This is a genomic window from Bifidobacterium sp. LH_416 (assembly GCF_056357055.1).
The window spans coordinates 74,009-89,332 of record NZ_JBKEVJ010000002.1; the positions used below are offsets into that span (position 1 = coordinate 74,009).

Below are 15,324 nucleotides of genomic sequence, written 5' to 3' on the forward strand. Positions count from 1 at the left end.
CTTTTTGTTTAGATGAGCATACGAACGGACGCCAAACACGCCATCGAACAAGTGTTCGACTATAGTCTGGCGTTCGGGTATTCTTAGGGCGGATTGAATAACAGCGAATGAACCTGTATGGAAGGCGGGATTGCGGTGGCAACAACGCAAACTGGCGAAAAGCGTACGGCTAAAGCTAGCAAAGGCAGGAACGGTGAGGTTATTGTCGAAAAAGTGATGACCAGCGATTCCTTCCTGAGCCGCGAAATCAGAAAGGCGCCGCTTATCGAGCATGATGGTTCGCTGGTAGCTGATATTTCACATATTCCCAATGACTTGAAAATCACCATTCAAGGTGCGCGCGAACACAACCTGAAAAACGTTGATTTGTCCATTCCGCGCAATCGTATGGTCGTGTTCACCGGATTGTCTGGTTCCGGCAAGTCCTCGCTTGCTTTCGATACATTGTTCGCGGAAGGCCAGCGCCGATATGTGGAATCCTTGTCCGCATACGCCCGCCAATTCCTTGGTCAGATGGATAAGCCGGATGTAGATTTCATCGAAGGCTTGAGCCCTGCCGTATCCATCGATCAGAAAACCACCAACCGCAACCCGCGCTCCACGGTCGGCACCATTACCGAAATCTATGACTATCTGCGACTACTGTTCGCACGAACCGGCATCCCGCACTGCCCCGAGTGCGGCGAACCTGTAGCCTCCCAAACTCCGCAGCAGATCGTGGATACGCTGCTGAATTACCCGGAACGCACACGATTCCAGATTCTGGCACCAGTAGTCAAAGGACGTAAAGGTGAGTTCGTCGACATGCTCGAACTGCTACGCTCCGATGGTTACGCTCGCGCATTGATCGACGGCGAAATGAAGCAGCTGTCTGAAGACATCAAGCTCACCAAGCAAAAGAAGCACACCATCGAAGTAGTGGTGGACCGATTGGTGGTGAAAGACGGCATTCGCCAGCGTCTGACCGATTCCGTGGAAACCGCGCTGAAGCTTGCCAATGGCAGCATCGTCATTGATTTCGTGGACGAGGAGGAGGGCTCGCCAGCCCGACGCCAACCGTTTTCCGAGCATCGCAGCTGCCCGAACGGTCATACGTTGGAACTCGACGAAATCGAGCCGCGCACTTTCTCCTTCAATGCCCCGTATGGCGCCTGCCCCTCATGCACCGGTTTGGGCTTCAAGCTGGAGATCGATCCGGAACTGGTTATTTCCGATCCGGAGAAATCCTTGGCCGAAGGCGTCATCGAACCGTGGAGCAGCTCGAAGATGACCTCCCAGTATTACGGTCATGTGCTGGAAGGTCTGGCCCGCGAAATGGGCTTCTCCATGAAGACGCCGTGGAAGGATCTGCCGGATGATGTGAAGCATGACATTCTGTACGGTCATGACTTCAAAGTGGACGTGTCCTACCGCAACCGTTGGGGGCGTCTGCGTGAATACTCCACCGGTTTCGAAGGCGTGGTGCGCACATTGATGCGCCGCCATGACGAAACCGATTCGCAGTCCATGCGCGAATACTACGAATCCTATATGCGCGAAGTGCCATGTCAGGTCTGCCATGGCCGCAGGCTCAAGCCGGAGGTGCTGGCGGTCACCGTTGATGGTAAATCCATTTTCGACGTGTGCGATATGCCGGTGGTCCGTGAACTCCAATGGGTGAACGGTCTGAAACTCGAAGGCTCCGCCCAGATGATTGCCGGCGAAGTGCTCAAGGAAATCAAGGCCCGCCTGGGATTCCTCAATGACGTTGGACTTGATTACCTGACGCTCTCACGTGCGGCAGCCACATTGTCCGGTGGAGAGGCGCAGCGAATCCGCTTGGCCACGCAGATCGGCTCCGGATTGGTAGGCGTGATGTACGTGCTTGACGAACCGTCCATCGGCTTACATCAGCGAGACAATGAGCGGCTGATTGAGACGCTGCATCATCTGCGTGATCTCGGCAATACGCTGATTGTGGTCGAACATGACGAAGACACGATACGCCAGTCCGACTGGGTTGTGGACATCGGCCCTGGCGCTGGCGAGCACGGTGGCGAAGTCATCTACTCCGGCCCGGCGAAACATCTGATTGAAGCCAAGCGATCCATCACTGGCGATTACATTGCTCATCGCCGTGAAATTGCCGTGCCTGCACATCGACGCAAGGTGCATAAGACCAAGATGCTCAAAGTGGTTGGTGCGCGAGAGAATAACCTGAAGAATATCGATGTGAGCTTCCCGCTCGGCGTATTCACTGTGGTCACTGGCGTTTCCGGCTCCGGCAAGTCATCGCTGGTCAACACGATTCTCTACCCAGTGCTTGCCGACAAGCTCAATGGCGCACGCATCGTGCCCGGCAAACATACGCGCGTTGAAGGCGTCGATCAGGTGCGCAAGGTGATTCACGTGGATCAGAATCCGATTGGCCGCACACCGCGTTCCAACCCCGCCACATACACGGGTGTATGGGATAAGATTCGCGCCCTATTCGCCAAGACCCCCGAAGCGCAAGTGCGCGGCTACGGCCCGGGACGATTCAGCTTCAACGTCAAAGGCGGCCGCTGCGAAGCCTGCCATGGCGACGGTACGCTCAAAATTGAGATGAACTTCCTGCCGGACGTGTACGTGGAATGCGAAACCTGCCATGGTAAGCGGTACAATCGCGAAACCTTGGAAGTCAAATACAATGGCAAAACCGTTTCCGACATTCTCGATATGCCCATCGAGGAAGCCGCCGACTTCTTCAAGGCATACACCGGCATTTCCCGCTATCTGAAAACCTTGGTGGATGTGGGCCTTGGCTACATCCGTCTCGGCCAGCCGGCACCTACGCTTTCCGGTGGTGAATCGCAGCGTGTGAAACTCGCTACCGAATTGCAGCGTCGTTCAGATGGCAAAACCGTGTACATTCTCGATGAGCCAACCACCGGTCTGCATTTCGAGGACGTCAACAAATTGCTGAAAGTATTGCAATCATTGGTCGACAAGGGCAATACGGTAATCGTCATCGAACACAATCTCGATGTGATTAAGGAAGCGGATTGGCTGATTGATTTGGGTCCCGAAGGCGGCGATGGCGGTGGCACTATCGTCACGCAAGGTACACCGGAACAAGTAGCTGAATGTGAAGCCTCCTGGACCGGTAAGTTCCTCAAACCGATGCTGTAATCCTTAGTTTTAAGTTGACCGCTGTGGGGTTGAGGGGTGTGCTTCCCGACACGCTCCGGGCCGCTCAGGCCAAGTCTTTACGGTCGGAAAGCACACCCCTCAACCCCACATCCCGTATTAGTTTTTCACGGAAAGTAGGATTATGACGAACGATATTGAACGACATAGTCCGGAAGAGTGGCGGAAGACCGCATCGGCATTAATGGCAGAACATACACCCGGCAGCGCAGCGTCCATTACTGAGATGGAAACGAACGTCAATAAGAACGGTGCCCCGCTGCTGGGTGATTCACGTGATCTGTTCCGTCCAAAAACTTCGGATATCCCGGCGAAGCCGGGCGTGTATAAATGGCGCGACGGCGAGGGCCGCGTCATTTACGTGGGCAAGGCGAAGAACCTGCGCAATCGCCTGACCAATTATTTCCAGCCGCTGTATCTGCTGCACCCGCGTACGCAGACTATGGTGCTCACCGCCCGCAGTCTTGAGTGGACCGTAGTGGGTACCGAGCTGGAGTCGTTGACGTTGGAGTACACGTGGATCAAGGAATTCGACCCACGATTCAACGTGCAGTTCCGTGACGATAAAACCTACCCGTATCTGGCAGTCAGCACAGGGGAACGATTTCCTCGTGTATGGGTCACACGGTCGCGCAAACGTCGCGACACTAGATATTTCGGCCCTTATGCCAAAGTTTGGGAATTGCGTCACAGTCTGGATCGTTTGCTGCGAACATTCCCGGTGCGCACCTGTACGCCGAACGTATTCCACAAAGCACAGATGACCGGCCGGCCTTGCCTGTTCGCGTCCATCGGCAAATGCTCAGCACCCTGCGTAGGGCGTATCACTCCGCAAGAGCATTGTCGTCTTGCCGAACAGCTGGTCGGAGTCATGACTGGGCGTCTTGGGCGCTCCTATATCGCACAACTCACACGCGAGATGAAGGAAGCCAGCGCCGAACTCGAATTCGAGAAAGCGGCTCGCTTGCGTGACCAGATTCAGATGTTGGAAACCGTGGTGCAGCAGAATGCTGTTGTTTTCGATCAAGACGTTGATGCGGATGTATTCGGTTTTGCCAGTGACGAACTGGAAGCCTCCGTACACGCGTTCTATGTGCGTGCCGGCGCAATCCGTGGTGAACGCAATTGGAGTGTGGAACGCGTCGAAGATATTGCCGACGCCGATCTGATGGCCGACCTGATTGTGCAAGTGTATTCAGACGCAGCCGGCGGAGAGTCGGTTATCACCGGCACTGGCAGCAACGCCTCCGCCATCCAAGAGCAACGTGAAGCCATCGGATCCACACAGACCGTGACCGCTACTGATGCCCTTGCTCGAGCCAAAGCAACACGTGAACGCAATAGTCGCCAAGAGGTAACCGGTCGAGCCGACTTCTTAGCGCCGATCGCACCAGTTCCGCGTGAGATTATCGTACCCATCGAACCAAGTCGCCGTGAGGAACTCGAAACCTGGCTGACTGGATTGCGTGGGGGAGCGGTAAGCATTCGCGTTGCCTCACGCGGTGATAAAAAACAGCTTATGGACCGCGCGAATGAGAACGCCAATCAGGCACTGCAGCGCAGCAAGATGAGCCGCATTTCGGATATGGGTGCGCGCACGCAGGCCATGAATGATGTGGCTAAAGCCCTGTATCTTTCCGAAGCTCCATTGCGCATCGAGTGCTACGACATTTCCAACACCGTGGGTGGTGCCTTTCAGGTGGCATCCATGGTTGTCTTCGAGGATGCCATTGCGAAGAAATCCGAATACCGTCGCTTCGCCATTCGTGGCAAGGACGGCAAGGGAGCGGTTGACGATTTGTCGGCATTGTACGAAACGCTGACCCGTCGGTTCAAGCATGGCAATATCGCTGGCGATTCCGGCGAAAGCATGGATGCTGAGCAGCGCGCGGCAAAGGCCCAAGCCACAGATTCGGCAGTCAATACCGAACAGACTGATGCTGCTCGCTCTGGCGATGATGAAACGATCGTGCAGCAGAATACTGATCGTCATCATTTTGCATACAAACCGAATCTGGTTGTGGTCGATGGCGGTAAGCCTCAAGTCATGGCTGCGGCGAAAGCCTTGGAAGATTGCGGCGTTACCGACGTGGCCGTCTGCGGTCTGGCCAAACGATTAGAAGAAGTTTGGGTACCGGATGATGATTATCCGATTATTCTGAAACGTCAATCGGAAGGCATGTATCTATTGCAACGAGTGCGTGACGAATCCCATCGATTCGCCATCACATATCATCGTCAGCAGCGGCGCAAGGGAGCTTTGCGCAGCGCTTTGGATGAAATTCCGGGCATCGGCGAGAGCTATCAGAAACGATTGCTGAATCATTTCGGGTCAGTCAAAGCCATGCGCGAGGCCAGTGTTGAGGACTTTATGCAGGTGAAAGGCGTCGGTCAGGCCAAGGCTGAGGCACTGTATCAGGCATTGCATAATAATCATTAACCTGATCTGCCCATAACTTCGGTTAGCATGGGAACAGTTGAAGGAGGGGTTATGATCAACCATCGTTGCGCGGTACTTGGCAAACCGATTGCGCATTCGCTGTCGCCTGTGCTTCATAACGCAGCATATGAAGCACTGCATCTGAACGATTGGTTCTACGACAAGCACGAGGTCGGCGAAGATGATCTGGACTCATTCCTGAAGTCCCTTGACCCCTCATGGGTGGGCTTAAGCCTCACCATGCCACTGAAAAAAACGATTCAGCCGTACGGTGTTCCCACGAATCTTTGGGCGCGAGAACTGAAGGTTGCGAATACAGCGATTTTCGATTGGTCAGATGTCTCTGATGATCCGGCATGGCCACACGGTAAACCAAGCATCAAGCTGTACAACACTGATGTGATCGGCATCCAGCTGGCCTTCGACCATGCCAACCGAGAACTTGGCCTGTATCACAATCCTGATCACACCGGTAAGGCGTTGATCATTGGTAACGGCAATACCGCGACTTCAGCGTTAGCGGCATTAAGCATGATGCCGGAAATTGGTCACATCACTGTGGCAGCTCGGCACCCTGGAAAGAACACGGCGTTGCAGCCATTAGCTGAACGATATATCAACGTTCACGCTCCGTACAGTGAAATCAGTCTGGATGATGAATCAGCACTGATCACTGTAGCTAAAGAAGCCACCTATGTTATCAATACGATTCCCGGCCACGCAGCAGATGGTATCGCCGATGAATTGAACAATGACAACAATCTGACATTGCCGGGATTGCTTCTTGATGTGGTCTATGACCCACGCCCGACCAAGCTGATTCAGGCCTGGCGAGCCCATAATGGCAACGCTATTGGCGGTGAGGAGATGCTCCTGTACCAAGCTCTTGTACAAGTGCTCCTAATGACTGGCATTTGGGATAATGATCCGCCAAGCGATGCGGATAAGCGTCTGCAAGATACCACCACGGAAGACGATCAATTGGAAATCGCCATGCGCAACGCACTAGAGGAGGCATTGTGATCGATCAGATTTCACCAGGCACCTCATATGCGGCACCTGCGTCCGCATCGAACGGCAACAATACGCCAAGCCCCGCTGATGCTTTCGAAGTACTGCTGATTACCGGTATGTCCGGTGCCGGCAGATCGCGTGCCGCCGGCACTGTGGAAGATATGGGCTGGTATGTAGTGGACAATCTGCCACCCAAACTGCTGGTGCCGCTGGTCGATATGATGACCTCTGGCTCAGATAGCAGTATCCACAAGCTTGCTGCAGTCATCGACGTACGTTCCCGTAGCTACTTCGACGATTTGGCCGCTGTACTGAGCCATTTGGATGATCTTGGCGTTAAAACCCGTATCCTGTTCCTCGACGCTAGTAATGATGTGTTGATCAAGCGCTACGAATCCGTGCGCCGCCCGCATCCGTTGCAGCATGGCAATCGTCTGATTGATGGCATTCTTGAGGAGCGCCATCTGCTGAGCAATCTTAAGGAGCGCGCCGACTGGGTTATCGATACCAGTTCGCTGAGTATTCATCAGTTGTCGACCAAGCTGTATGAGACGATGCTTGGCTCCGGTCCGACGACTGTGGCCGTGCATATTTTCAGCTTCGGATTCAAATATGGCACGCCTATTGACGCCGACTTTGTTGCTGATGTTCGCTTCCTGCCCAACCCGTTCTGGGTGCCGAGTCTGCGAGAACTTACCGGGCATGACAAACCCGTTGCTGACTATGTGCTGTCCAGCAAAGGCGCCACCGAGTTCCTCGATGCCTATGAGAAAGCCATCGAAACCGCATTGGAAGGGTATGCGAACGAGGACAAGCACTTCGTGACCATCGCCATCGGTTGTACTGGCGGTCAGCATCGATCGGTTGCCATGAGCGAGGAACTGGCCCGCAGATTGCGCGCACATGGGCTGAACGTCACTGTTTCCGCGAGGGAACAACACAAGCATCACTCATCCTGAGTGACCACACTGCGAGAAAGCGGTGCCCGAAAACCGTATCGAACGGGTTCGCTTGTCCACGAGATTAGGTATCACAGTAAGCCGATGGCTTCCGGCGTGCAACGGCACGAAGCGGCTGAAGCATTGGGAAGAACGAGACTGTAGGAGGTTGGATCTTGGCTCTTCTGGACGATGTCAAAAGCGAATTGGCAGCTTTTGAGGGTGATTCGCCAGCCGCGATCAAGGCCCAGGCGGCGGCCATGATTCGTTTCGGCGGCGGACTTCGCCCCGTACAGAACTCATACGTGATCCAGTCCGTATACACTTCGCTTGACGCGGCAGAATGGCTGCGCGATACGTTGCGCAACGTGTTCGGCCATGAGGCCGAGGTGAAGCACCTGACTCGCCAGACCCCCAATGGTCCTGTAGAGACCTATGTGGTACTCGTGACCCGTAATGTGGTTGCGTTGGCACTGCAAACCGGCTTGGTGGATCGCCGTAAGCAGCAGGTTCATGGGCTTCCCGCCGAAGTGGTGAACGGTTCGATCGCCCAGATTAAGGCAGCTTGGCGTGGTGCGTTCATGGCTCGCGGCTTCCTGTCCGAGCCGGGCAAGGCAAGCTTCCTTGAAATTGCATGCCCGTCGGAAGAAGCGGCTATGGCGCTGTGCGGCGTAGCTCGTCGTCTGGGCATTCAGGCCAAGCATCGTACGCTGCGTAGCTCCGAGCGCGTGACCCTGAAGGATCCGGATGCAATCGAACGCATGCTCAAGCTTATGGGCGCATCCCGTTCTGCTCGCGAATGGACCGGCAAGCGTTCCGATGGCGAAACCCGAGGCAAGGCGAACCGTTTGGCGAACTTCGATGATGCGAATATGCGTCGTAGCGCCAAAGCGGCTGCCGAGGCCAGTGAAAAGGTGCAGCACGCTTTCGAAGTCTTGGGCGATAATATTCCGGAGAATCTCCGCCAGGCAGGCCAGCTGCGTATCGATCACGTGGATAAGAGCCTTGAAGAGCTTGGCAAGATCGCCGAACCGCAGATCACCAAGGATGCTATTGCCGGACGTATTCGCCGACTGCTGCAGCTTGCTGAAAAGACGGAAAAGCAGCGTGCTGCCGAAGGAAAGTAACGTTCTCGGCTGTTCATTAGCGACCCTATAACGAATTTGCAACACCGCATTCGCCTTGTGAGGCAATGCGGTGTTTTGTTCTTCAATGCCTGTAATATGCAAATTGGCAAAACTGGCCACTTTGGCGTCGAACGTCAAGGAAAGGATATTCATGAAGACACTCAAGGATCTTGGAGATCTCAAGGGCAAGCGCGTTCTGATGCGTGCTGATTTCAACGTCCCGCTGGACGGCACCACGATCACCGATGACGGTCGTATCAAGGCCGCCCTGCCGACCATCAAGGCTCTGCGCGAAGAAGGCGCAAAGGTCATTCTGATGGCTCACCTCGGCCGCCCGAAGGGCAAGGTCGTTCCTGAGCTGAGCCTGGCTCCGGTTGCCGCCCGCCTCGGCGAGCTGCTTGGCATCACCGTGCCGCTGGCTAAGGACACCTACGGCGAGGATGCTCAGGCCAAGGTTGCCGCCATGAACGACGGCGATGTTGTGCTGCTTGAGAACGTTCGCTTCAACCCGGAAGAGACCAGCAAGGATCCGGCCGTGCGTGCTCCGTACGCCAAGAAGATCGCTGCTCTCGGCGAAGTCTTCGTCTCCGATGGCTTCGGTGTTGTGCACCGCGCTCAGGGCTCTGACTACGATGTGGCTGCCGATCTGCCGGCTGCTGCTGGCCTTCTCGTCGAGAAGGAAGTCAAGGCTCTGTCCAAGGCTACCGAGAACCCGGAGCGTCCGTTCACCGTGGTGCTCGGCGGTTCCAAGGTTTCCGACAAGCTCGGTGTGATTGAGAACCTGCTCGACAAGGCTAACCGTCTGGTCATCGGCGGCGGCATGGTGTTCACCTTCCTCAAGGCCAAGGGCTATGAGGTCGGCACCTCCCTGCTCGAAGAGGATCAGCTGGATAAGGTTAAGGGCTACATCGAGACCGCTGAGAAGAACGGCGTTGAGCTCGTTCTGCCGACCGATATCGTGGTGAACCCTGGCTTCCCGGCAGGTGATACCCCGGTTGCTCCGGAAGTTGTTGCCGCTGACGCTATCCCGGCTGACAAGATGGGTCTGGACATTGGTCCGGAATCCCAGAAGCTGTTCCACGATAAGATCGTGGACTCCAAGACCGTGGTGTGGAACGGCCCGATGGGTGTGTTCGAGATTCCTGAGTTCGCAGCTGGCACCAAGGCCGTTGCTCAGGGCCTCGTCGACGCTACCGCAGCTGGCGCCTTCACCATCGTGGGCGGCGGCGATTCCGCTTCCGCAGTGCGTAACCTCGGCTTCCCGGAGGATGGCTTCTCCCACATCTCCACCGGTGGTGGCGCTTCCCTCGAGTTCCTTGAGGGCAAGGAACTGCCGGGCCTGAAGGTTCTGGAGTAGTTAACGCTCTGACTCCCCGCGTTGAACGAGGCTTTATAGGGTGTGCTGGATAGGTATGGAATCCAGCACACCCAAGGCCTCCTTTCAATGAGGGGAGCTTTTTGTATTGGGAAAGGATGTTGTAATGGCGTCAAAGCGCATTCCGCTTGTGGCCGGTAATTGGAAGATGAATTTCAATCACCTGGAAGCCACGTATTTCGTACAGAAGCTGGTATGGCTGCTGCGTGACGCGCATTTCGACTTCAAACGCTGTGAAGTAGCCTTGTTCCCCTCGTTTACCTCGCTACGCAGCGTTCAAGTGCTGGTGGAAGCGGATAGGATGCACATCAACTATGGCGCCCAATCCGTATCCGTCACCACTCAGGGAGCGTTCACCGGCGATGTTTCCGCAGACATGATCGCCAGCCTCGGATGCAAGTACGTGATTGTCGGTCACTCCGAGCGCCGCAAATACCATCCTGAAGATGATGCGAACATCGTCGATCAGGTTCGTGCAGTACTTGCAGCTGGCATGCAGCCGATTCTATGCGTAGGTGAAAGCTTTGAGGAACGCCGTCAGGGCATCGAACTGGATTTCGCAGTCGGCCAGGTCCATGACGTGACTCGCGACCTCAACACCGAAGAGGCCGCCAAACTTATCGTGGCGTACGAGCCGGTTTGGGCCATTGGCACCGGTATGGTGGCAACCCCGCAGACTGCTCAGGAAGCAGCGAACGCGATTCGCAATGATTTGAAGACGACGTTCAATCAGGATGTGGCAGATCAGGCTCGTATCCTATACGGCGGATCAGTGACGTCGAAGAATGCCGCCGAACTGATTTCTCAACAGGATGTGGATGGATTCCTTATCGGGGGAGCCTCACTCGATGCAGAAGAACTCGCTAAAATCGCACGTTTAGCATTAAAAACCACAAAAACTCGAGCATAATGTCACGGTTTTCCGATATGTGCGCTATGCTATTCAACAGTAATTTCAACCCGGAGGTACCCTGTGACCGCTCTTAAGATCACGCTCGAAGTCATTGTCGTCGTGCTCAGCTGCTTGCTGACCCTGCTCATCCTTATGCATAAGGGTAAGGGCGGCGGCCTTTCCGATATGTTTGGTGGCGGTCTGACTCAGAATGCTGGTACTTCTGGCGTTGCTGAGAAGAACCTGAACCGTTGGACTGTTATCATCGCCCTGATTTGGGTTGCTTTGATTATTGGTCTGGATATGATGACCAAGTTCAACCTCGGCTGATTAGTTACAGATGCTTGCTACGACCCATGACCGTTTGCTCGGTCATGGGTCGTATTCGTTTCGTTGAACAGTGCGTTTGATTATGTTCCATGAGCATGTGCGGCGCACGTGAGTGAGGAGAACATTATGGTTACGATGAACCGCAATAAAGTTGTTATCGTTGGTACTGGTCAGGTCGGTTCCACCGCCGCATATGCCATCGTTACGCATGGCCTGTGCAATGAGCTGGTACTTATCGACCATTTCACAGAGAAAGCCGTTGCAGAAGCGCATGATCTTGACGATGGCAGTGAGTTCCAGGATCGTCATGTCAAAGTGCATGCCGGCGATTATTCGGAATGCAAAGACGCGGATATCGTGGTGATTACGGTCGGCCGCAAACCGCCGGCAAACTCCACTCGCATGGCCGAACTTGGATTCACGGTTGGTCTGGTGGGAGACGTCATCGACCATGTTATGGCCTCTGGCTTCAATGGCGTTATCGTCATGGTGTCTAACCCGGTTGACGTTATGGCTTGGTATGCGTGGAAGCGTTCCGGTCTGCCTCGCACCCAAGTGCTGGGCACTGGTACTGCGTTGGATACCTCTCGCCTGAAGACCATCATCGGAGAGGAAACTGGACTGGATCCGCGTAACGTCGGCGGCTTTGTTATGGGTGAGCACGGTAATTCTCAGTTCACCGCATGGTCCACGGTATCTCTCGGCGGTAAGCCATTCGGCCGCTTCCTCGCCGATAATCAAGATCGTTTCTCTTCGGTTTCAACCGCTGAAATCGAAGAGAAAACACGCACCCGTGGCAATGAAATCGTAGCTGCAAAGCATGGCACCAACTACGGCATTGCATCAACGGTTGCCGGCATTGTACAGACGATTCTGTGGGATGAACGCCGCATTGTACCGGTGTCTACATTGCTGGACGGTGAATACGGCGAATATGACGTATTCCTCGGCGTTCCCACCGAGCTGCGTGCCAACGGTGCCAACGAAATCGTGGAACTTGAACTCAATGACGAAGAGCGTGAGAAGCTCCATCATTCCGCAGAACTTGTCCGCGAGCATTGCAAAGGACTGCTGTGACCAATACGATTGCCGACAATTCTCAACTGCTGGTAGCCGATTTGGATGGCACACTGCTACATGATGCAGAAGTGTTCGAAAACCGCTCCATCACCCAGCGCAGCATCGATATCATCGAGCAGGCGCATAACGCTGGTTACAAGTTCGCTATCGCCACTGCTCGCCCAGTGAGTACAGGCCTTCGATTTGCGCAGATGCTTCCCGTTGACGCCGTCATCTACCTCAATGGAGCATTGATCGACTTCGACCCGGCGCATTCGGATTTTGATTCCCTGACGGCCGACTCAACGGACGATAATCCAAATCTGGTGAAAATCGGTTTTCCTGCCGAACGAGCTTGCGAAGTATGCCTGCAATTGCTTGATGCGATGCCAGGCTTGCAGTTAGGCATCGTAATGAACGATGTGCGTTACACCAACTTCGATGTGAGCAGGTATTGGAAAACCCAAGCTTTCCAATACACGAACTTCCAAATCGATCCCAATGGCAACGTGCCTTGCGGTACCGCGGATAAAATCACGATTTTCCCTGAACAGGATCAATGGGATGCTTTGCGCACGTTGATTCCCGATGATTTCGCCATCTCCATCAGCGAAGGCGTGATGTGGATGTTGATGAATCCTCAAGCCAGCAAAGAACATGCACTCAGCATTCTGTGCGAACGATTAGGCATACCAATGGCGAACACAGTGGCCTTCGGCGACGATCTTATCGACATCAATATGATGCGCGCCGCAGGCAGGGGAGTTGCCGTAGCCAACGCGAATCCCAAAGTGCTTGAGATTGCTGACGAAATCTGCCCAGCAAACAATGAAGACGGCGTGGCCCAATGGATTGAGGCGCGGCTACAGTAGGAACTATGAAGAGAAGCGTGTTGGAAAGCCGCGCCTATGGCGCACTCGTTGGTCTGGCAATTGGTGATGCCTTGGGCATGCCGACGCAAAGCATGTCAGCCGAGCAAATTCATGAGGAATATGGTCCTAAGCCAATTCATGACTTTGTGAACGCATCATCGAAGCAGCCTATTGCGCCAAATATGAAGGCTGGTTCCATCACTGACGACACTGAGCAGGCTTTGGTGCTAGCCAACCAGCTGATTGTCAATAATGGCGAATTGGATATTCACCAGTATGCGCAGTCATTGCTCAACTGGGAAGATGGCATGAAAGCCAAAGGTTCACTTGACCTGCTCGGGCCTTCCACCAAGTTTGCTCTGGAACAGTTCAAAGCCGGCATGGATGTGAATCTCACCGGTATTCATGGCACCACCAATGGTGGCGCCATGCGTTCATGCCCGATTGGCATCGCCAACCGGCCGGACACCCATTTGGCGGATATCGCGCGACGTTCCTCCATCGTGACTCACAACACCACGCAAGGCATTGAATCCACCATGCTGATTGCCGCAACCGTCAGCTACGGTCTGGAGGGCGCGGAACCCGGCGAAGCGATGATGCTGGCATTGAATTACGTAACCGCATATCTTGCTATGAACCGCTTCGAAGGCATGGCAGTGGGGCACTGGTCGCCTAAAGCATCCGTGATTGCACGAACCCGCTGGGCCATCAGTTGGGCGCACGAGCACGCGGATTCGCAGTCCGGTGACATTTACGATCACGACATGTTCGGTGACCAACTTCGTGCGCTTATCGGTACCAGCGTTGAAGCCAACGAATCTGTTCCCGCCGCATTCGCTATCGCCACCCGCTATGCGCAGCGTCCGTATGACGCGCTGTGCGTGGCCGCGAATATCGGCGGCGATACTGACACTATCGGAGCGATGGTCGGCGCCATGCTCGGTGCAGTGCATGGTGCCGAAGCGTTCCCTGAGAATATGGTTCGCATGGTGCAGGAAGTCAACGGCATTGATTTTAAGCAGGTGGCTCTCCAACTGCTTGCCATTTCAAGGAGCAACCAATAATGCGCAAGGTTATTTCGCTGGGGCAAATGCTGGTCGATTTGACCATGCGTATCGATCGTGTACCGGAGCCGGGCGGTGACGCGTTCGCAGATGAAGCTGTGGCCCGAGTTGGTTCCAGCTTCAATATTCTGCACGCAGTGCGGCAAATGGGTGTTCCTGCGGCACATGGCGGCATCATTGGCACAGGACCTTGGGCCACGCAAATTCGTGAAGCTTTGGCCGGCGACGGCATTGAACATATTGGTTTGACGGATTTCTCCCGTGACTCCGGCATTTGCATTGCCATGACTGATGCGCGAGCCGAACGTACATTCGTTACTGTTCGCGGTGCTGAGACTCAGGGAGATGCGCACTGTTTTGAACAGCTAGAACCCGACGATGACGATATCGTGCATATCAACGGATACACATTCGCTCATCCAACCTCGCGTGGATTACTGGCGTTTCTTGAACGCTACCAATCGCATCGCTTCACCACGGTATTCGATCCGTCATCAGTGACTTCTGGAGCCGAGGACCGTCTACTCTCCGCGATTATTGCGCATAAACCCATCTGGTCATGCAACTATGAGGAAGCATTGGCTCTAGGCCGCAGACTGGGCTTGGCAAGCAGCGCGCTTGACGATGCGGCCGGCACATGTGCCGCACTGAGCGTGTATGTCAAAGCGCCGGTCATCCTCCGTTCTGGAGCTGCAGGCGCTTGGCTTTGCGCGAATCCAGGTGAGAGCGCTGAATTGATTCCGTCATATCACGTTCACGCTGTGGATACGAACGGCGCAGGTGACTGCCACGTAGGTGTGATGAGTGCAGAGTTGATTCGAGGCGCCAGTTTGCAAGAGGCAGTGCGCATCGCCAATGTGGCCGCCGCTATTTCCGTAACGCGTCGAGGACCCGCCACATGCCCCGCACGTGCGGAACTTGAGCAGTTAGGTGTTCTCTGAGCACAAGGGCGATTCCAGATTTCCACTTTGTAAATTGAACTTGAATTGAACTAGGTGTAGTCTTTGAACCGTTGTTCAACATGAAATTGAACTTCTGTTTG

The 15,324-nt window shown here is 54.7% G+C and carries 12 protein-coding genes; all 12 read left to right on the plus strand.

From position 1 onward, the window contains the following. The first annotated feature begins 117 nt into the window (after positions 1-117). The 12 genes from uvrA (at position 118) to AC1AY0_RS04840 (ending at position 15,223) form a co-directional block, all read left to right on the plus strand. Positions 118-3,150 carry an excinuclease ABC subunit UvrA gene (uvrA, locus tag AC1AY0_RS04785; RefSeq protein WP_476524142.1) on the plus strand — a complete coding sequence of 1,011 codons (3,033 nt, stop codon included), beginning with the start codon at positions 118-120 and terminating at the stop codon, positions 3,148-3,150. A gap of 142 nt (positions 3,151-3,292) precedes the next feature. Then, positions 3,293-5,608 carry an excinuclease ABC subunit UvrC gene (gene uvrC, locus AC1AY0_RS04790; RefSeq protein WP_476524141.1) on the plus strand — a complete coding sequence of 772 codons (2,316 nt, stop codon included), beginning with the start codon at positions 3,293-3,295 and terminating at the stop codon, positions 5,606-5,608. 51 nt (positions 5,609-5,659) lie between these two features. Beyond that, a complete protein-coding gene (locus AC1AY0_RS04795; RefSeq protein WP_476524139.1) occupies positions 5,660-6,631 on the plus strand; it encodes a shikimate dehydrogenase family protein in 972 nt (323 codons plus the stop codon). 8 nt (positions 6,632-6,639) lie between these two features. After that, a complete protein-coding gene (rapZ, locus tag AC1AY0_RS04800; protein WP_476526109.1) occupies positions 6,640-7,581 on the plus strand; it encodes an RNase adapter RapZ in 942 nt (313 codons plus the stop codon). A 155-nt stretch (positions 7,582-7,736) separates the two neighbouring features. Continuing rightward, a complete protein-coding gene (whiA, locus tag AC1AY0_RS04805) occupies positions 7,737-8,687 on the plus strand; it encodes a DNA-binding protein WhiA (RefSeq protein WP_033890870.1) in 951 nt (316 codons plus the stop codon). A 151-nt stretch (positions 8,688-8,838) separates the two neighbouring features. Then, positions 8,839-10,044, plus strand: coding sequence for a phosphoglycerate kinase (locus AC1AY0_RS04810; protein ID WP_100493997.1), 1,206 nt, complete (start codon positions 8,839-8,841; stop codon positions 10,042-10,044). Between the two features lie 124 nt (positions 10,045-10,168). Next, entirely contained in the window at positions 10,169-10,972 is an 804-nt protein-coding gene (gene tpiA / locus AC1AY0_RS04815; protein WP_476525980.1) for a triose-phosphate isomerase, read from the plus strand. Positions 10,973-11,035: 63 nt separating this feature from the next. Beyond that, positions 11,036-11,284, plus strand: coding sequence for a preprotein translocase subunit SecG (secG, locus tag AC1AY0_RS04820; RefSeq protein ID WP_033890868.1), 249 nt, complete (start codon positions 11,036-11,038; stop codon positions 11,282-11,284). A 126-nt stretch (positions 11,285-11,410) separates the two neighbouring features. Continuing rightward, a complete protein-coding gene (locus tag AC1AY0_RS04825; RefSeq protein ID WP_476525982.1) occupies positions 11,411-12,361 on the plus strand; it encodes an L-lactate dehydrogenase in 951 nt (316 codons plus the stop codon). Continuing rightward, entirely contained in the window at positions 12,358-13,215 is an 858-nt protein-coding gene (locus tag AC1AY0_RS04830; RefSeq protein WP_476525984.1) for an HAD family hydrolase, read from the plus strand. Before AC1AY0_RS04825 ends, AC1AY0_RS04830 begins: the two co-directional genes overlap by 4 nt. Before the next feature lie 5 nt (positions 13,216-13,220). Then, on the plus strand, positions 13,221-14,282 hold the full coding sequence (locus AC1AY0_RS04835; protein WP_476525985.1) for an ADP-ribosylglycohydrolase family protein: 1,062 nt from the start codon (positions 13,221-13,223) through the stop codon (positions 14,280-14,282). Further along, complete coding sequence (locus AC1AY0_RS04840; RefSeq protein WP_476525987.1) at positions 14,282-15,223, plus strand: PfkB family carbohydrate kinase; 942 nt, start codon at positions 14,282-14,284, stop codon at positions 15,221-15,223. Before AC1AY0_RS04835 ends, AC1AY0_RS04840 begins: the two co-directional genes overlap by 1 nt. The last annotated feature ends 101 nt before the right edge of the window (positions 15,224-15,324 follow it).